A 17,586-nucleotide genomic window follows, 5' to 3' on the forward strand; every position below is an offset into this window, starting at 1 on the left:
AGGTATGAAGTACATTATCTCAGGAACGGATCGCCCTGACTCAAACACTTTGAAAATTTCAAAATACATTCAGTCTGTCTATGCGGGTTTGGGAGAACAAGTTGAGATTTTGGATTTGAAAGAAATGAAGGCGCATCTGCATGATGATGTTCTTCACTACGGAAAACCCAGCGAGGCTTGGAAGCCGTATGTGGACAAAGTATTAACAAGCGATGGTTTGATTGTTGTCTGCCCTGAATATAACGGCTCCATGCCGGGAGTTTTGAAGTACTTCATCGATCACTTGAAGTTTCCCGAGTCTTTCGAATATCGTCCGGTGTGTTTTGTCGGCTTGGGTGGAATGTTTGGAGCTCTTCGTCCTGTCGAGCATTTGCAGCAGGTCTTCGGTTATCGCAATGCTTTCATTTATCCAGAGCGTGTGTTTATTCAAAACGTGTTTAAACTCATCAACTCGGAAGGTCAGTTGCAGGATGAATTCATCAAAGGACTTTTATTGCAACAAGCGAAAGGCTTTCAAAAATTCACGCACGCATTGATGACGGCGAAGATTGATGCCAACGCTTTTATCGAGCAAAAGAAGCGGCAGTAGGTTCGCGATCCACCAGGCGGTCGTGAACGCGGCCTTCAAAATAGATCAGACCCAGGATAATAAGAGCGGCTAAGAGCCATTTGGAACGAAGAATCGTATTCGGCGCCATAGGTTTATGTTCGCAAAAGGCTTCAATCTTAGGCAACTAAACTTCCTGTAATGAGGGATTCTGCGTCATTTTTTCATGGAGAGAGCTGACAAGGTTCCGGATCTTATCTAAACTAAAGCCTTGTTTCTTATTTTAGACGGGGCTCGTTTTATCGAAAATCCAGGTCATCACAACAAAAATGCCAATGTTTTAATGGTTGCTTTAGGTGCGCTCGGTGTCGTCTTTGGGGACATCGGAACAAGCCCTCTCTACGCCCTTCGCGAGTGTTTTGGTGGTGAATACGGCCTGGCTCCGACGCCTGAAAATATCATCGGGATTTTGTCTTTGATCGTGTGGACAATGATCCTTCTTATTTGTGTGAAATACATGGCCTTCGTCATGAGAGCGGACAATAAAGGCGAGGGAGGTATTCTTTCTCTGATGGCATTAGCCGTACGCAGTCAGCACAGCAAAGACATCACACGCCGCCGTTGGATTATGACAGTGTTGGGGCTCTTTGGTGCCGCTCTTCTTTACGGGGATGGAATTATCACTCCGGCCATCTCGGTTCTTTCTGCGATGGAAGGGCTTTCTTATGTAGCGCCGCAATTTGAGCCTTATATTATTCCTCTTACGATTTTCGTGATTAATGCGCTTTTCCTGATGCAGAGATATGGAACCGGTCGTATTGGTGTGATCTTCGGGCCGATTCTTTTGGTATGGTTTACGACGTTGGGCGCCTTAGGTATTCATGGAATCGCTGAAAACACGCATATCTTCGAAGCGGTCTTGCCTCATCATGCGCTGGAGTTCTTTTTTAGAAACGGCTGGCACGGATTTATCGTTCTGGGGTCTGTCGTCCTTGTCGTCACCGGGGGAGAAGCCCTTTATGCCGACATGGGACACTTTGGAAAAAGACCTATTCGTCTAGCGTGGTTCTTCATCGCTTTGCCTGCGTTGATTCTCAATTACTTCGGTCAAGGCGCCTTGCTTTTGAATAATGCCGAGGCGATTTCAAATCCGTTTTATCTTCTCGCTCCGAAGTGGATGATTCTGCCGTTGGTTATTCTTGCAACGATGGCAACCGTGATTGCGTCTCAAGCATTGATCACAGGTATTTTCTCTTTAACTCGTCAGGCGATTCAGCTGGGTTTTTGCCCGCGTATTTCAATTATTCATACATCCAGCACTGAAATCGGTCAGATCTATGTGCCGACAGTCAACTGGGCTCTTTTCCTTGGAGTCATTTGGCTGGTTCTGACGTTCCGTTCTTCCACGCATTTGGCGGCCGCTTACGGTATTGCCGTAACAGGCACAATGGTGATTACGACGATCCTGGCTTTTGAAGTGGCTCGTCAAAAATGGCATTGGAGTCTTCTGAAAGCTTCCGCGATCTTTGGTGGATTTCTTATCATTGACCTTGCTTTCTTCGGTGCGAACGCCCGGAAGGTTACGCACGGTGGTTGGGTTCCGCTCGTCATTGGTGCTGTGATTTATCTTTTGATGACGACATGGCAAAAAGGCCGTCAGGTTCTTTTCCGCCGTCTTAAAGAGCGCTCCATGCCGATTGAAGACTTCTGTCAGAAACTTCTGCGCGAGCCGCCGTTGCGTGCGCCAGGTACAGCGATCTACATGACGGGAGATCCCTGGGGTGTGCCGGTTCCTCTGTTACATAATCTGAAACACAATAAAGTACTTCACCAACGTGTTGCAATTCTCACAATCCAAACGCGCGAAGTTCCTTTTGTCTCGAAAAAAGAGCGCATCTCCATTCAAGAAGTGATTCCAAACATGTACCGCATTCTGGCGTATTACGGCTTCATGGAAACACCAAAGATGAAACACATTTTGGAGGCATGTCGTGAAAGAGACATCAACTTCAACGTGAATGAAACGACTTTCGTGTTGGGCCGAGAAACAATCATCGCCGACAAAGGTCCGCAGCGCACGGATGAACCGGGGATGCAGCACTGGCGCGAAAGACTCTTTGCTGTGATGTCGAAAAATGCGCAACGACCAACAGCGTTCTTCCGTATTCCACCCAATCAAGTGATTGAAGTGGGAATCCAAGTCGAGATTTAAGACGAGAGGAGATGAAGAATCTCCTCTTTGTGTTTCATGCCGTCAGCATAACCGATTTTAATCAAGTGCTGGCAGTACTCCGGCTCAAACAATAAAAAACTGGCCACCTCACTGGCGTCTTGAAGAGTACCCAGACCTTTCAAGAGATAACGAATCATGCGCGGCAGTTTTTCCACTTTATTAGCGGCGATTTCCGCCACGTCAATGGAAGGCGAGATCCACAAATAATCAATCGGCCGAACATCCACCGCCGCTTGTTCAAGCTGTGTCAGTTTTGCGATGTTTGCATTGATACGATCGATTCTTTCAATATCGATTTCAAGTCCGTCCATCATCAAAGTATGCAGAAGCACGTTCACCACACGTCCCACAGACGGCGGCTTGCTTTCCGTCGGAGGATGAGCGCTGTAACAAACATCCTGTCTGCGTCGCACACCAATAGCGAGAAGTTTTCGTGCGCCCATATAGATTGCAGGCCCACACGGAGATTGATTGCGTATACACCCGTCACCGAAGTGCCGATGATCGACAGCCACAGGCGGGAATAAAAGAGGAATCGCGGACGAAGCTAAAACGTGATCGGCTGTGATCGTGCTGCGCTCGGCTTGTTTGCGCACTCTGCGCCACAGTGGAATATCGTCCGGGCCTTGAATAAAGGTCACTGTCGATGTGCTCATGTAATCCAAAGCCGAAACCGCCAACGCGCGGAAGTGACCTTTGTCGATATTTTTTTGAATATTCTCGAAACGGCAATTTTCATAAACCAGTTTCCGCAACGGAGACGTGTCCAATAAAGATTTGCGCGGCGAGGTGGGTTTCATGGCTCCAAAAGAAAGATCGGTCAGCCAGCGCAAACCGCCAAATGACAAAGACACCGGGTCGCTGATGTAAACTTGTTGTGATTCGACATGGCTCCAAAGATCTAGAAGTTTATTGCAGCCGGCGACAATATCGTTGTTTTCAGCCGCTGCGAGAAAAGTCGCATTCAGAGCGCCGGCGCTGATTCCAGTGTAGTAGTTAAAAGGTTGTGAAATACCATGGCCCTTGCTGATTTCAGCAATAGCGGAAAGAACTCCTGCCTGATAAGCGCCGCGGGCGCCACCGCCAGATAACACAAGACCTACGGACATCTCTTTTTCCTCGCTTAAAAGCTAATACACTCGTGTCTTCTTCAACAGCGGATTTCTAGACTTGTAGGAAAATACATAGCGGCGAGATACTAGCTATGTACGAGGCCACGATAATCATATTTTTCGGTTATCGGTTCCATTGAAGGAAGACCTGCCTCGTTAAAGGGGGCCACAGCGGCTCCCTTCTTATTTTTGTTCGTGGATCGTTTTGTAAGCGCCTTGACGCAAATTAATTCCATACTCTAGATAAGCCTTCATCGCACAGAGCATCTGTGACCAGCCCATGCAATTGCCGTATGACGACTTCACACCTTTTTCAGTTTCACTCCAGCCTGTCTCTGTGACTTTGACTTTTGTTTCTTGCTCGTTCAGCGCTTCAAAAGAAAATTCGACACGATTGTCTTGGCCGTTTTCTTCCGAAGATCCCCATTCAATAACGATTAATTTGTCTTTAACGATTTGTTTAGAGTGCACGGGAAACGCGCCGGGAAAATCCGCAAATTCCCATTGCACCGTCGTGCCTTCAACAAGAGGAGCCGAGGCTTGAGCCGTCGTGAAATAAGCACTGATTTTCTTGGGATTGTAAACGGCGTCGAAGACTTCGGCGACGGGCTTTTGCACGATGATATAAACTTCAAACGCAGGTTTCATAAACACCTCCAAGTGCCAGACTATTTTAAGGAGCACCAAGAGAGGCGACAAATTATTTTAAATAAATCTGTGCATCATAACGCTGTCGATCTCCTTGGCGGCCTCGGGACATTCTTTGGCAGTCCGACCTTCTCAGCGTTTTGAGGTGCGCTGTTTCAGAATGAGATTGAAGAGTGATTTCTGTATCTTAAGCGCGGTCTTGTCGTGGACATCAATTTGCATCTCTTTGTTTTGAATAGGGAGTAACCCATGAAAGACGCAAAATTTCTTTTCATTGTTTTGATGTGTGCAACAGCTCTTGGTTTGACGGCGTGTGCGAAACAAAACTCGGAGTTCGCCGCTCGTTATGCACGCAATAAAATGGGCGCACAGGTTGCTGACGGTAAGAAAACGCAAGCGGCCGGCGAAAGAGCAGCGGCGCAAGGTCTTCAGGCGGATGTTGTTGGAATCGAAAGATATTGGACTCCGGAAGGACAACCAGGACCACGGGTGGTGATTTCAAAAATTCTTATTAACGATCGCGAAATGCCGGTGACCACGCATCACTTCGGAACGGAGATCGCTGAAGGACAAGTGGAAGTCAACGGCTACACTGTTGTTTTCCATGCCATGTGTGGCCGCTCTGAAGATTGCAATCCTTACTATGCGGCTCTTGAGGTCTATCAGAACGGAAAAATGGTCATTCAAGAAGGTGTGCGCAAGTACTTCGAAAAAACTTCTGCCAATGACAAAGACTTGTACCAGTGGTTTCAGCCTAACGAAGCTTTGCCATTGTTGGGTTCTAGCGTAACAGACACACGCGGTATGGTCGGCTACCTTAACGCCGCTTCCACAACGGCGGGCTCTGGTATCGTAAAGTAAAAGCAGAGTTTAAAAATTAAATCGGTTGACGGGGAGAGTGTCGCAAACTCTCCTTTTCTCTTTTTATCTCTTCATCGAGAATTTCTGAAAGCTGTGTGCGGCGGCTTTTTACAAGCGTATCAATCTTCACTAAATAATTGGCGAGATGATGGAAAAGCTTTTCGATTTCTTTATCTGTTTCTAATCGCCCTTCCTCTTCTTTAATTTCTTCGGTCAGCCGATCGACAATAAAAAGAGCCGCATTCAAAGACACACCAATCTGGTGCAAAAACTCTCTTTCCATGTACGGATCATTTTGCGGGGCGTTCATAGAAACCTCCTAACCTTCAGTATGAAAGAGCTGTGAAGACGGGCAAGTTGTAGATTTTCAGTTCCATCCGGCAGGCGGAACAGAGATGAATTATTTTCACCCGGCTTTGTCATTTCAACAGCGCGACGTGTTGTCCGCACGAGGACTCACCATTGCTCAACGGTTATTTCCACCTCAAATCGAATATAAGCCCGGAATAATTTAGGATTTCGTCAAGAAATGGTGTTGAAACGGGACCAAAGTCATGGCACCTTACTTGCTCATTAGGGATCGTGGCTCCAATTTGGGACCATTATGACCCCTTTCGGAACCAGGTGGGTATTCAGGGATCCGAAAGACTGGAACGTATTGGCTTTGATTTTAAATAAATGTTTTTAGGAAAACATAATTAACCACTAATGAAAGGGAAAACAGTGAAAAAACAAGTTTTATTGTCACTGATTTTGGCGGGATCAATGGTTGCGGTTTCTGCACAAGCTGAAGAGCAAGCGCAAAACTCAAACGCGAACACAAGCACTGTAAAAGTGACTGACGTTCAAAACAAAGACGAGAAGAAAGAAGACATCGACCAAGAGATCACGAATGCTCGTATGCGTTCTGAGTTGGGCTCTAAGTCTCAATGGTCTTTCAAATCTAGCTTGGGTTACTCTGGTGGATCTATCGAAAAACCATTCGATTCTATCCGTCCTAACTACCGTGCATCTGCATCTATCGAATCTTTGACTGCGTTGTCTGGTAACGTAGGTGTTAACTACCGTGTTTCTAAAGGTGGTAACTTGTCATTGGGTACTGGCGTTGTTGTTATGGCTCCACTTGAGGGCGACATCACTAAGGATTTCCAAGATCCACGTGCTTCAAGACAAGGTGCTACTCAGAAGCGTTCACAAGTTTCTAACCCATACATCGACTATAGCCACGGTTACCGTGCTATGGGCATGCAAATGATCTCTGGCATCACTTACACTCACTACACTGAGGAAGATGCTACTGATTACTACAACCTTTTGGGTAACGTTTCTTTGAGCCAAGTAGTATTGGCTGACCTTGGCGATTCTAAATGGCAAGGTGGCGTGTCTGTATCTTACGATAAAGACCTTACTAAAGGTGATTTCAACGACGGTCTTCGTTATGACTACGGCGTTGGTTTGTTCCCATTTGCTGAGTACGCGTTCAACGACACTTACTCTTTCAGAACTGTATTCGGTTACTTCCAATTCGCTTCTTACGAAGGTCAAAACGAATTGATCCAACTTGAGCCATATCAATCTATGGGCGTTGGTATCTCTGTAACTCGTGATATCTACTTGTACCCTAACGTTCAATTCACTCCTAAAGACTTGCGTTCTGACAGAACGAACGTAGCTTTGTCTGCGAACTTGAACTTGTTCTAATTAAGACATCAGTTCTTATCTAGAAAAATAAAAAACCCACAGTCGCAAAACTGTGGGTTTTTTATTTTTGCCATTCCTAGCAAAAAACCCCTTCGGGGCTGCCGCGAAAAAATGCCTTCCTGGCATTTTTGTGTTTTTGCGATCCTATGTTATTTGCCTTTAGGGCGAGAGATGTAGAGGAACCAGAAGCCTATCAGCGGCACAAGGATGTCGGTGTAAAAGATGATGCCGGCGTTGCCGGGGGCGAAGTTGTGATTTGCGATCATGTGATAGGCGTGCCCAGCCGCTGCGCCAAGTAGAAAGCAGCTCATACCTATCACGGCTCCGATTCGTAAGCCGTAAGAGCCTTTAAAAGCTAAAAAGCCCACCACAGAGAAGCCGAGACTGGCAAAGCCCACTTCAGTTTGAAAGGGACTTGGTGACCATCCAATAAAGGCCGCCGACATGTCTCCGAAAAATGTGTGCATCACGAAGTTATAAAAGAACGTCGCACCAATCGCCCAAAACAAGTACTGCGAAAAAAAAGCTTCAATCGTGTTTTCGCGTGTTTTAGGCTTTCTGCGGGAAATGCTTTTCAGAAATCCAAAAAGAAATCCAATCAGCAAAAAAGTTAAAGTGAAGTTGGACAAGACAAAGCGGATGATAGCTTCCATAACCTAGAAACTCCGAAGCAAAGATGTCGTACAAGTTTAATTTAAATTAAAGACCGGCTGTCAGTGGTTGTGGCAGCAACGGCAAAGGATCGATAGGCCCTTTGTTTTTGCGAATCTCAAAGTGCAAATGCACACCGGTCGCGCGGCCCGTTCTTCCCATCGCACCAATCACTTCGCCTTGACGGACTTTTTGCCCTTCAGAAACGAGGATCTTATCAAAGTGCGCATAAAGAGTCGCCCAGCCTTCACCAGACTCCACCAAAACCATTTTTCCGTAACCACGGAACTCACGGCCGGCATAAATCACCGTGCCTGATTGTGACGCCAAAATCGGCGTTCCTTTGGGGGCGGCAAGATCGATACCCAAATGCGGGCGTTTTTTATTAGGCAGAAATCCACGTGTCATGCGAGCACGATCCACAGGCCAATCGAAACTCATTTCTTTTTCGATAGTCGGGGCGTGATCCGAAGCTGTCACGCGCGGAGTGTTATTTCCGGGCGCAAAGTATTCACGTGAAAGGGGGGTATGAAAAGTGGCGCAAGAGCCTAAGGCTCCCACAAGAAAAATGCTTCCTGCAAGTTTAACGAGCTGATTCCATCCTGGTGTCATACATTGAGTATACGACATAAGGCCTCGATTCCAAAATGTTATTTTGAATAAAGAGGCTCCGAAAATTCTAAAAAAGAAACATTAGTAGATAGGAAATTGTTTGCAGAGTTGCTTCACATCTTCGTGAATTCTGTTTTTCAAAGTCGCATCTTCTGGATTATTGAGAACTTGAGCAATCCATTTTGCGATTTGTTTCATCTCGGCAACACCCATTCCTCTTGTGGTCAAAGCAGGAGTTCCGATACGAACACCACTTGTGACAAACGGAGAGCGTTTTTCATTCGGAACCGTGTTCTTATTCACAGTGATGCCGGCTTCATCCAAAGAAGCTTCTGCCAATTTCCCTGTAATCTCGCGATCACTCAAATCAACAAGAATTAAGTGATTGTCTGTCCCGCCAGTCACCAATTTAAAACCTTGCGACAGCATTTCATCCGCAAGCGCTTTGGCATTTTTAATGACCTGTTCACTGTATTGTTTAAATTCAGGTTTCAAGGCTTCGCCGAAAGCCACGGCTTTACCTGCGATAATGTGCTCAAGAGGTCCGCCTTGGATTCCCGGGAAGATGCGCGAATTCATCGTCTTCGCTTTTTCTTCAGAGTTCGTCAAAATCATACCGCCACGAGGACCACGCAAAGTTTTATGTGTCGTCGTTGTGATGTAATCCGCGTAAGGTGCTGGTGAAGGATGGTGTCCTGTCGCGACAAGACCTGCGAAGTGCGCCATATCAACAAGGAGTTGCGCACCCACTTCATCCGCGATCTCTTTGAATTTTGCAAAATCCAGAAGGCGAGGGTAAGCGCTATAGCCGGCGATGATCAACTTCGGTTGCACTTCTTTCGCCGTCGCACGGATTGTATCATAATTGATGCGGCCTGTTTCCGCGTCGAGTTTGTAAGACGCCGCTTTAAACAAAAGGCCTGAGAAGTTCACCGGAGATCCGTGAGTCAAATGCCCGCCATGAGAAAGATCCATTCCCAAAATGGTGTCGCCCGCTTTGCAAGCAGCCAAGTATACGGCCATGTTTGCTTGTGATCCCGAGTGCGGCTGAACGTTCGCATAAGACACGCCAAAAAGTTTTTTCGCGCGTTCGATAGCTAAAGTCTCTACCGTATCTACGTTCACGCAGCCGCCGTAATAGCGCTTGCCAGGGTAACCTTCCGCATACTTATTCGTGAGGATGGAGCCCTGCGCTTCCATAACAGCGCGTGAGGTGTAATTTTCAGATGCGATCATCTCAAGACCGAACTGTTGGCGCTCGGACTCTTTGTTGATGGCTGCTAAAACCTCAGGATCTACTTGAGATAGTGATAGGGACGTTGCATGCATAAGACTCTCCTCGTGATAGACATCTCAAGTATCCCTTGAATAAAGGGAATTTAAAAGCCTCAACGGACCGCAATAGTTTTCGTACTAAGAGAGAGATTTAAGAGCAACTCGCAGAGAGTTTATCAACTCGACGTTGGTGTCGTCCGCCTTCGAATTTTCCGGCAAAAAAAGCGCGGACCATTTTGATGGCTTGGTCTGGAGATGTGAAGCGGGCACTTAAACAAAGTACATTCGCATTATTATGTTCACGACTCAGGCGTGCGATATCTTCATTCCAGCAAAGAGCCGCACGAATTTCAGGATAACGGTTGGCTCTGATCGCCATACCCTGTCCTGAGCCGCAAATCAGCAAACCAAGAGCTTCGCCATCTGCGGAATCAGTTATGTTTTTCGATTTATTTTGAAGTTCTACTTGAACTAATTTTTTGCAAACCTGATCGGCATAGTCGGGGTAGTCTACGGATTCTCCACTGTGAGTTCCCATGTCTTGCCATTGAAACTCCGGGAAGGCTGCCATCACTTTAAGTTTTAAATCCAAACCTGCGTGATCACAACCCGTGTAAACTACCATGCTCCACCTATTTCAGTTTTGAGAAAATCATGCTGGCGTTTGTACCGCCGAAACCAAAGCTGTTATTGATAACATTATCAATCTTGCCTTCACGAGCTTTGTTAGGAACGTAATCCAAATCGCAGTCTTCGCTAGGGTTTTCGAGATTGATTGTTGGTGGTACCATTTGATCGCGAATCGCCATCACACAGAAAGCAGACTCGATAGCACCTGCCGCGCCCAAAGCGTGACCTGTCATAGACTTCGTTGAGGAAATCCAGACTTTTTTCGCGTGATCACCCAAAAGACGTTTAATAGCCGCGGACTCAAGACCGTCTCCCACAGGAGTGCTTGTGCCGTGGGCGTTTACGTATTGAATGTCAGAAGGTTGCAAGCCAGAATCTTCCAAAGCCGCTTTCATGGCACGATATCCGCCTTCACCCTCAGGAGCCGGAGATGTCATGTGATAAGCGTCTGAAGACACACCATAGCCTGTGACTTCGCAAAGAATCTTAGCGCCGCGTTTTTCAGCGTGCTCAAGAGACTCAAGGCAAAGAACGGCAGCGCCTTCCGCAAGAACAAAACCATCACGGTCTTTATCCCAAGGACGGCTGGCTTTTTCCGGAGCATCGTTGCGAGTGGAAAGAGCTCTCATAGAAGCAAATCCGCCGACAGCAAGTCCACAGATTGTGCTTTCCGCTCCGCCCGCAAGCATCACGTCCGTATTGCCATCACGAATGTAGCGAACGGCATCACCGATAGAGTGAACGCCGGAAGCACATGCCGATGTGATGGAATAGTTAGGACCTTTTAGTCCCAACGCGATAGAAACTTGTCCCGCTGCCAAGTTTGTAATGACAGCAGGGATGAAGAAAGGACTGATACGACCCGGTCCTTTATCTTTCATCTTGATCGACGTTTCTTCGATAGTGTGAAGACCACCGATGCCCACGCCGATAATCACTCCCGTTTGATCTTTCACTTCCGAAGTCAGCTCCAATTTAGCCATTTCAATGGCCATTTTTGAAGCTGCGATCGAGTAGTGAATGAACTCGTCCATCTTCTTTTGCTCTTTCTTTTCGATGTAAAGATCTGGATTAAATCCTTTCACTTCACCGGCAAAAGTCACATCGAATCCTGTCGTGTCGAACTTCGTGATCTTGGCAATGCCAGATTGACCACGAATTGCGGCAGCCCAACTCTCCTCAATGGTGTTTCCAAGGGGAGTGACGGCGCCCACTCCAGTGACGACTACTCTTCTTTGTGGTTTTGATGGACGTTCAAATCGGGAGTTCATAATAAATTAAGCTTTTCCTTTTTTCTCAAGGTAAGAAGCTACGTCTTGAACAGTCTTAAGCTTTTCAGCGTCTTCGTCTGGAATTTCAAGATCGAATTCTTCTTCCATTGCCATCACAAGTTCAACGATATCAAGGCTGTCTGCACCTAGGTCGTCGATGAAAGAAGCTTCAGGCTTAACTTTATCTGGATCTACGCCTAATTGCTCAACGATGATGTCTTTTACTTTTGGATGAATTGCCATTTGTCCTCCTAATATGCGTTCATCTATTTTAAATCTCAAGTCCAGTGCAGGCTCATCTGCGTTACATTGCTTTAAAGCCTGTCGCGTTTTTCCGTCAGAACTCAATGCGAGCTCTATTAACGAAAAAACTTTTAATTCATGTGCATTCCGCCATTTACATCCAGAGTGTGTCCTGTGATGTATTTTGATTCGTCACTCAGTAAGAAACGAACGGCTTGTGCAACATCATTTCCTTCGCCGATTTTCTGCAAAGGAATACGTTCCATCATTTTGTTTTTTACGTCTTCAGAAAGAACATCCGTCATTTCTGTCGCGATAAAACCAGGAGCGACATTGTTCACGCGCACATTGCGAGAAGCAAGCTCCAAAGCCACGGATTTCGCAAATGCGATTGTTCCAGCTTTAGAAGCAGCGTAGTTCGCTTGTCCTGCGTTTCCAGTTTCGCCGATGATGGAAGTGATGTTCACGATCGAACCCTTGCGTGCCTTCATCATTTGTTTTGTGAAAGCTTTCGTCACTAAGAAAGTGCCGCGCAAGTTCGTGTTAATAACTGAATCGAAATCTTCTGCTTTCATGCGCAGAAGAAGTTGGTCTTTCGTGATACCGGCATTGTTCACAACGCCGTCCACCTCAGGCCATTTTTCAAGAATATGTTCAACGGCTTCATTCACAGAAGTTTCGTTAGCGATATCCATTTTGATATAGAAGTGACCTTCGCCAGGAAGAGTGTGGGCCACTTGTTGGGCTGCTTCTTCGCGGGAAGAGTAGGTGAAAGCGACTTGTGCGCCTTCTTCAGCAAGGAGCTTCACAATCGAAGCTCCGATTCCGCGGCTTCCGCCGGTAACGACAATTTTCTTTCCTTGAAGCGATTTTCCGCTCATGTGCAAAATCCTTTTTTCAGCACACTTTGACCGAACTCTGAATAAAGCTCAAGAAATTTCAATGACTCGAAGCTTTCAAAAATTCCTCAATAGTTTTGAGGTCTTCCGCGCTTGTTGTAGTCATCACTTTAAAGAAATCGCCATCAATCTTTTTCAGCAATCCCTGCAGAACTTTTCCTGCTCCACACTCGATCACGTGGGCATGTCCCATGGATTTCAAAGTTTCCATACTCTGAGTCCAACGCACAGGAGCCGACACCTGGCGAATCAAGTTTTCGCGCAAAGGAGTGCCTTCTGTTTCGGCCTTCGCATGGAAGTTTTGAATGATCGGGAACGCCGCTTTCTTGAACTCCATTGCAGTCAGAACTTCCCGCATTTTGTCTTCAGCAGGTTTCATCATTTCGCAATGAAAAGGCGCTGATACAGAAAGAGGAATCAATTTCGCGCGTTTTGGAGCTTCCGTGAAAATCAATTCCGGTTTGAAGTTGTCTTTCAACCAATCAATCGCTTTTTGCGAACCAGAGATAACAATCTGTCCAGGAGAGTTGAAGTTCGCTGCAGAGAGAGGGGCAAAGCCGGAATTTTTCACAACGTACGTACAAAGAGTTTCAACTTGCTCTGGCTCTAAACCAAGCACTGCAACCATTCCGCCTTGACCGACAGGAACTGCAGATTGCATCGCTTGACCGCGAGTGCGAACCGCGCGCAAAGCTTCGTCAAAACGAATGACGTCAGCCGCAACAAGAGCCGCGTATTCACCGATCGAGTGGCCCGCAGCCGCGACGATTTTTGGCGAGTACTCTTTGCGCAAAACTCTTTGTGTCGCTGTCGAAACCAGAAGCAGAGCCGGCTGAGTGTTTTCCGTCAAAGCCAATTCCGCTTCGCTGCCTTCGAAGCACAGCTTTTTCATATCTTGCTGCAAAGCCTCGGAAGCTTCTTCGAATGTTTCTTGCGCGATTTGAAAGTTATCAAACAAAAAACGGCCCATGCCAGGTTGCTGGCTGCCTTGTCCAGGAAATGCTAATGTAAACATGTTTTAGTACCTCAAAAGAATACTACCGGAAGTAAGACCTGCGCCAAACGCAGTCAAAAGAATAGTTTGTCCTCTTTTGATTTTTCCGGTTTTCACGGCCCAATCAAAGGCCAAAGGAATGGACGCAGCGGACGTGTTACCAGTTTCGTTTAAGTAAACGATCACGCGCTCCATAGGGAATTTAAATTGATCAGCCACAGCTTCGATAATGCGCTTGTTGGCTTGGTGAGGAACGATCCAGTCGACTTGATCTGGAGCGACCTTGTTGTGCTCCATCGCCTCTTGGCAGCACAATGCCATCGTACGTACGGCATTTTTGAAAATCTCACGGCCCTTCATAGTCATGAAGTTGAGGCCTTTGTCGATGGCTTCGTGAGATTGTGGAATTTTACTTCCACCAGAAGGAAGAATCAAAAGATCCGCAAGGTTGCCATCCGCATGCATGTGAGAACTCTCGATAAGATTTTTCTCATTTTCATTTGCACGAGAAACAACCCACGCACCAGCACCATCACCAAAGAGGATGCAAGTTTCGCGGTCTTTGTAGTTCATGTAACGAGTAAGAACTTCAGCGCCGACAACAAGAATGTTTTTATACATTCCTGAGCGAATGAACTGGTCAGCTACGGAAACGCCATAGATAAAACCAGAGCAAGCCGCGTTGATATCAAAAGACATCACGTTGCGTGCACCGAGTTTTGCTTGCAAGAAAGCGGCAGTTGAAGGCATCTGATGGTCACCAGTGACGGTGCCCACGATAATCATATCAAGATCTTCAACTTTAATATTGGCGTCTTCGAGAGCTCGCTTAGCAGCGACAAGACAGAGATCTGACGTAGCTTCGTCAGCATGTGCGACATGGCGGCGTTCGATCCCGGTTCTTTCAACAATCCATTGATCGCTCGTCTCTACCATTTTTTCGAGATCAAAGTTCGTGAGAACTTTCTCTGGTAGATACGAGCCTATCCCTGCAACTCGAGATCGATACATTCCTGCCATGGAGTCAACCTTGCTTTAAGTTATTACTTCGCTGCGCTGATTTGTTTGCCTTTGTAGTACAAAGCGCCATCAGCACCTTTGTGTGCGCGGTGAGGACGGATCAATTCGCCCGTTTTTTTCTCGATAGCGATAGCTGGAGTATCCAAACCATCGTGTGAGCGGCGCATATCACGGCGTGAGCGAGACGTTTTCTTCTTAGGAGTTGGCATTTCGAACCTCTTTTAAAGTCATTGGTAATGAAGCACGTTAATTTAACCAAAGAATGATAAAAATCAACCCTTTAATTGATTTTTATATTCTTTAAAACCGCAAAAGGATTAGCCGGCTTCTCGAGAGGGAGTTCCTCATCGTAGCTAAAGCTTTGTCCTTTCACGGGAATTTTGCAAATTGAGCAATCTCCATTTTCATCCTCAGGGCCGGCCGGATTAAAAGGCGCAGCAAGAGCGATAACTTCATGGATATACTCGCCAATATCAAATAGATGCCCCTCATATTCAGAGACATCTGGGCCTTCCTCAGGGAGGTCACTCACGTGGTTGACCTTGGAATATTTACTGCCGCGAGGCTGGCTTTGTTTGGGGATGAGGATTTCGTGAAACTTCTCATTTACGGGGAAAGCGATCTCGATACCGCAGCGTGAGCACTGCTCCGGCGTTTTCGTGCGCACTTTACCTACAAGTTCGAAGTCTTTGGAGTTTAAAGGCTTCACAAAGAATTCGGCGTCGTAATGAGCGCCGCCAATAAGATCCTTCAAAACGGCGTTCAATTCGCCTGTTTGAGAGTTGTATTGATAGGATCTTCCTTCTTCAGGAATTTCAGTCAGATTGATTTTCATAGGTTCACTCCTTCGGCCATCCTACGCCCCTTAAGGCAAGGCTGCCACCGCACAAGGTCTAGGTCTTTGCCCTCTTTTTAGGGCCTTTGGCGGACGGACTGTTCTATTAGATATGGGGCGGTTGGTCAAGGTTTGTTTTCGTCGAGGGAGGCTTGAGGTCTCGGGGCCGAGGAGTAGTCTGGATCTTGAAGTCTAAGGGGGTTCCTATGGCTACACTCCGAATCAATAATCATGAGTATTACTATGAAGAGAAGGGACCGAAGAATGCCCCGGCGGTTGTTCTTAGTCCTCTTTTATATACGGACACTTCTGTTTATGAACCCATCGTGCGCATCCTCTCGGAAGAGTACCGGGTGATTTGTTACGATCACGCGGGGCTTGGCAAGAGCGCAACGCCTTCCAGTCCCAGTTTGACGGAAGCGGCCGAAGACGTCGCGCAAATGATTGAAGAGCTGCAACTCGATCCTTGTCACTTTGTTGGAAACTGTCTAGGCGCGCACGTCGGCTTGCATTTAGCGGTAGCGCATTCTGAACTTTTACAAAGCTGCATTCTGATGGGGGCTGTGGCGGAGTCAGACAGTGAAGAAACCGTCCAGGATATGGATGAATTCATAAAAAGCGCGAAAGAGACAGGACTTGATACGCAGGTCTTTTCAGAAATGTGGTTTGGTCCCACTTTCCGGGCGACACGAGATCCCGTGCAAGTCACACGCCGTGAAAAATGGTTGCGCCGTATTGCGAAGGCAAAACCAAACGAGCTCGATGCCGCAACACAGATTTTCCATCGTAACGACGTCAGTGAAGATCTCGCGAAAATTCACTGTCCTGTCCTGATTCTTGCCGGCGATGAGGATTCGACGACAAATCTTGAAGCTTATAGTCGTCTTGCAAGAAATATTGATGGCTCTGAATACAGAACGATTCATCATGCAGGTTACGCTCTCGTCATTGAACAACCTGAAGAGGTGGCCGAACACATTCGTTCTTTCGTCAGTAAGATCGAAAGGCATTTGGCAGCGCGGGCCCGTGAAGCCGCCGCTCAATCGTCCTTTCGACATCTTTGGTAAATAAAAAACAGCGAAGGCTCCCCAAACTTAAGACTTCTAGGGGGCCTTTTTTTGCTATTATAAATTAATAAAAAGATCTTGCGCTTTCGGTGCGCTCTTAATCAGCTTAAGGTCTTTCAGCTGTTGCACTAAAGTCGTCCAGCGTTCCGCTGACATCGTTCCCAAGCCGTCTTGAGAAGATTCAATCAAAGGCTTTTGAATTTCTGCCGCCTTGTTAAACGTTTTCAGATCAAAAGCTTTATTAAGCTTCGCCATTGCCTCATTGGTTGCTTGCGGATTTTTTAAATACTCTTGCCAGCCTTCGCGAGAGGCAGCGACGACTTTCTTCACCAAGTCGCCCTTCGTCTTAAGAGTTTCTTCCGTCACAGCAAGAACCACAAGATAGGGATTAAAGCCTTCATCAGCGACGAGGAAGCTTTGTACTTTGGCTCCGGCTTTTTCTGCAGCCAAAGGTTCGACGGTGATAAATCCTTGCTGCGAGAAGTTTTTGTCATTTACGAAATTTCCCACGCCGCCTAAATAAGGCACTACCTTCCCGCGCGGTTTACCCAGTTTCTTTGTGAGATATTGGAAGTAGGGAAGTCCCGATTGAACAGAAAGAACTCCTTCCGCCGCGAAAATGTCTTTAAGAGATTTAAATCCGCGTTCCGCGTGAGTCATAATGATGTACGGGGACGTGTGATAGACCGAGAACAAAGCTTTGACTTTGTTTTTTCCGCCCCGGTCGTGGGAAAGAATCACTTCGTCGGCGCTGACAATCGCAAATTCAACTTTGTTGTTAGCAAGCATTTGCACCGTCGGGGTGCCTGAGCCGCCTTCGGCGATTTTCACGTCAAGACCGTGTTTTTTATAAATACCTTGAAGAGCTGCCGCATAAAAGCCGCCAAATTCGGGCTCCGCTTTCCAGTTAAGAGCGATTGTTACGGGTGTTTGCGCGAACGCGGTCGTCGCCAAAAATGAAAATGCGAAAAGCAAAGAACGAAACAT

General features: G+C 46.8%; 21 protein-coding genes. 5 read left to right on the top strand and 16 right to left on the bottom strand.

Features of this window, described 5'->3' with window-relative positions:
* Positions 1-4: 4 nt before the first annotated feature.
* Positions 5-589 carry an NADPH-dependent FMN reductase gene (locus tag QJS83_RS11185; RefSeq protein ID WP_284604880.1) on the top strand — a complete coding sequence of 195 codons (585 nt, stop codon included), beginning with the start codon at positions 5-7 and terminating at the stop codon, positions 587-589.
* Here QJS83_RS11185 and QJS83_RS11190 read toward each other — a convergent pair.
* Complete coding sequence (locus tag QJS83_RS11190; RefSeq protein ID WP_284604882.1) at positions 564-734, bottom strand: hypothetical protein; 171 nt, start codon at positions 732-734, stop codon at positions 564-566. The genes QJS83_RS11185 and QJS83_RS11190 overlap by 26 nt on opposite strands.
* Before the next feature lie 84 nt (positions 735-818).
* Between QJS83_RS11190 and QJS83_RS11195 the strand changes: the two genes are divergently transcribed.
* The gene (locus QJS83_RS11195; protein ID WP_284604884.1) at positions 819-2,759 is read left to right on the top strand and encodes a potassium transporter Kup; all 1,941 of its coding nucleotides are present in this window, start codon (positions 819-821) and stop codon (positions 2,757-2,759) included.
* On the opposite strand, the gene QJS83_RS11200 is transcribed toward QJS83_RS11195, so the two are convergent.
* Together QJS83_RS11200 and QJS83_RS11205 are read right to left on the bottom strand one after the other, a co-directional pair.
* The gene (locus tag QJS83_RS11200) at positions 2,756-3,889 is read right to left on the bottom strand and encodes a patatin-like phospholipase family protein (protein WP_284604886.1); all 1,134 of its coding nucleotides are present in this window, start codon (positions 3,887-3,889) and stop codon (positions 2,756-2,758) included. The two genes, QJS83_RS11195 and QJS83_RS11200, sit on opposite strands and share 4 nt — an antisense overlap.
* Before the next feature lie 186 nt (positions 3,890-4,075).
* A complete protein-coding gene (locus QJS83_RS11205; protein ID WP_284604888.1) occupies positions 4,076-4,540 on the bottom strand; it encodes an SRPBCC domain-containing protein in 465 nt (154 codons plus the stop codon).
* Positions 4,541-4,789: 249 nt separating this feature from the next.
* On the opposite strand from QJS83_RS11205, the gene QJS83_RS11210 reads away from it, so the two are divergent.
* Entirely contained in the window at positions 4,790-5,401 is a 612-nt protein-coding gene (locus tag QJS83_RS11210) for a hypothetical protein (protein WP_284604890.1), read from the top strand.
* 16 nt (positions 5,402-5,417) lie between these two features.
* Here QJS83_RS11210 and QJS83_RS11215 read toward each other — a convergent pair whose 3' ends face one another.
* Positions 5,418-5,684 (bottom strand): hypothetical protein, encoded by a 267-nt coding sequence (locus QJS83_RS11215; protein ID WP_284604892.1) that lies wholly within the window; start codon positions 5,682-5,684, stop codon positions 5,418-5,420.
* A gap of 425 nt (positions 5,685-6,109) precedes the next feature.
* Between QJS83_RS11215 and QJS83_RS11220 the strand changes: the two genes are divergently transcribed.
* Complete coding sequence (locus QJS83_RS11220; protein WP_284604894.1) at positions 6,110-7,102, top strand: hypothetical protein; 993 nt, start codon at positions 6,110-6,112, stop codon at positions 7,100-7,102.
* A gap of 149 nt (positions 7,103-7,251) precedes the next feature.
* On the opposite strand, the gene QJS83_RS11225 is transcribed toward QJS83_RS11220, so the two are convergent.
* The 11 genes from QJS83_RS11225 to QJS83_RS11275 all read right to left on the bottom strand — a co-directional run bounded on the left by QJS83_RS11225 (position 7,252) and on the right by QJS83_RS11275 (position 15,532).
* Positions 7,252-7,755 carry a DUF6790 family protein gene (locus tag QJS83_RS11225; RefSeq protein WP_284604896.1) on the bottom strand — a complete coding sequence of 168 codons (504 nt, stop codon included), beginning with the start codon at positions 7,753-7,755 and terminating at the stop codon, positions 7,252-7,254.
* Positions 7,756-7,801: 46 nt separating this feature from the next.
* Positions 7,802-8,365 (bottom strand): M23 family metallopeptidase, encoded by a 564-nt coding sequence (locus QJS83_RS11230; RefSeq protein WP_284604897.1) that lies wholly within the window; start codon positions 8,363-8,365, stop codon positions 7,802-7,804.
* A gap of 81 nt (positions 8,366-8,446) precedes the next feature.
* Positions 8,447-9,694, bottom strand: coding sequence for a serine hydroxymethyltransferase (gene glyA / locus QJS83_RS11235; protein ID WP_284604899.1), 1,248 nt, complete (start codon positions 9,692-9,694; stop codon positions 8,447-8,449).
* Positions 9,695-9,791: 97 nt separating this feature from the next.
* On the bottom strand, positions 9,792-10,265 hold the full coding sequence (locus QJS83_RS11240; RefSeq protein ID WP_284604900.1) for an RpiB/LacA/LacB family sugar-phosphate isomerase: 474 nt from the start codon (positions 10,263-10,265) through the stop codon (positions 9,792-9,794).
* Positions 10,266-10,272: 7 nt separating this feature from the next.
* Complete coding sequence (gene fabF, locus QJS83_RS11245; RefSeq protein WP_284604902.1) at positions 10,273-11,541, bottom strand: beta-ketoacyl-ACP synthase II; 1,269 nt, start codon at positions 11,539-11,541, stop codon at positions 10,273-10,275.
* A 6-nt stretch (positions 11,542-11,547) separates the two neighbouring features.
* Positions 11,548-11,784 carry an acyl carrier protein gene (acpP, locus tag QJS83_RS11250; protein ID WP_041871683.1) on the bottom strand — a complete coding sequence of 79 codons (237 nt, stop codon included), beginning with the start codon at positions 11,782-11,784 and terminating at the stop codon, positions 11,548-11,550.
* A 131-nt stretch (positions 11,785-11,915) separates the two neighbouring features.
* Positions 11,916-12,665: a 3-oxoacyl-[acyl-carrier-protein] reductase gene (fabG, locus tag QJS83_RS11255; protein WP_284604906.1), complete on the bottom strand. Its 750-nt coding sequence runs from the start codon at positions 12,663-12,665 to the stop codon at positions 11,916-11,918.
* Positions 12,666-12,723: 58 nt separating this feature from the next.
* Entirely contained in the window at positions 12,724-13,698 is a 975-nt protein-coding gene (gene fabD, locus QJS83_RS11260) for an ACP S-malonyltransferase (protein ID WP_284604908.1), read from the bottom strand.
* 3 nt (positions 13,699-13,701) lie between these two features.
* The gene (locus QJS83_RS11265) at positions 13,702-14,697 is read right to left on the bottom strand and encodes a beta-ketoacyl-ACP synthase III (RefSeq protein WP_284604910.1); all 996 of its coding nucleotides are present in this window, start codon (positions 14,695-14,697) and stop codon (positions 13,702-13,704) included.
* A 23-nt stretch (positions 14,698-14,720) separates the two neighbouring features.
* The gene (gene rpmF / locus QJS83_RS11270; protein ID WP_284604912.1) at positions 14,721-14,906 is read right to left on the bottom strand and encodes a 50S ribosomal protein L32; all 186 of its coding nucleotides are present in this window, start codon (positions 14,904-14,906) and stop codon (positions 14,721-14,723) included.
* 71 nt (positions 14,907-14,977) lie between these two features.
* A complete protein-coding gene (locus QJS83_RS11275; RefSeq protein WP_284604913.1) occupies positions 14,978-15,532 on the bottom strand; it encodes a YceD family protein in 555 nt (184 codons plus the stop codon).
* Positions 15,533-15,738: 206 nt separating this feature from the next.
* Between QJS83_RS11275 and QJS83_RS11280 the strand changes: the two genes are divergently transcribed.
* Positions 15,739-16,599 carry an alpha/beta fold hydrolase gene (locus tag QJS83_RS11280; protein WP_284604915.1) on the top strand — a complete coding sequence of 287 codons (861 nt, stop codon included), beginning with the start codon at positions 15,739-15,741 and terminating at the stop codon, positions 16,597-16,599.
* A 57-nt stretch (positions 16,600-16,656) separates the two neighbouring features.
* Here QJS83_RS11280 and QJS83_RS11285 read toward each other — a convergent pair whose 3' ends face one another.
* Entirely contained in the window at positions 16,657-17,586 is a 930-nt protein-coding gene (locus tag QJS83_RS11285) for an ABC transporter substrate-binding protein (RefSeq protein ID WP_284604917.1), read from the bottom strand.

Source organism: Bdellovibrio sp. 22V (assembly GCF_030169785.1).
GTDB lineage: Bacteria > Bdellovibrionota > Bdellovibrionia > Bdellovibrionales > Bdellovibrionaceae > Bdellovibrio.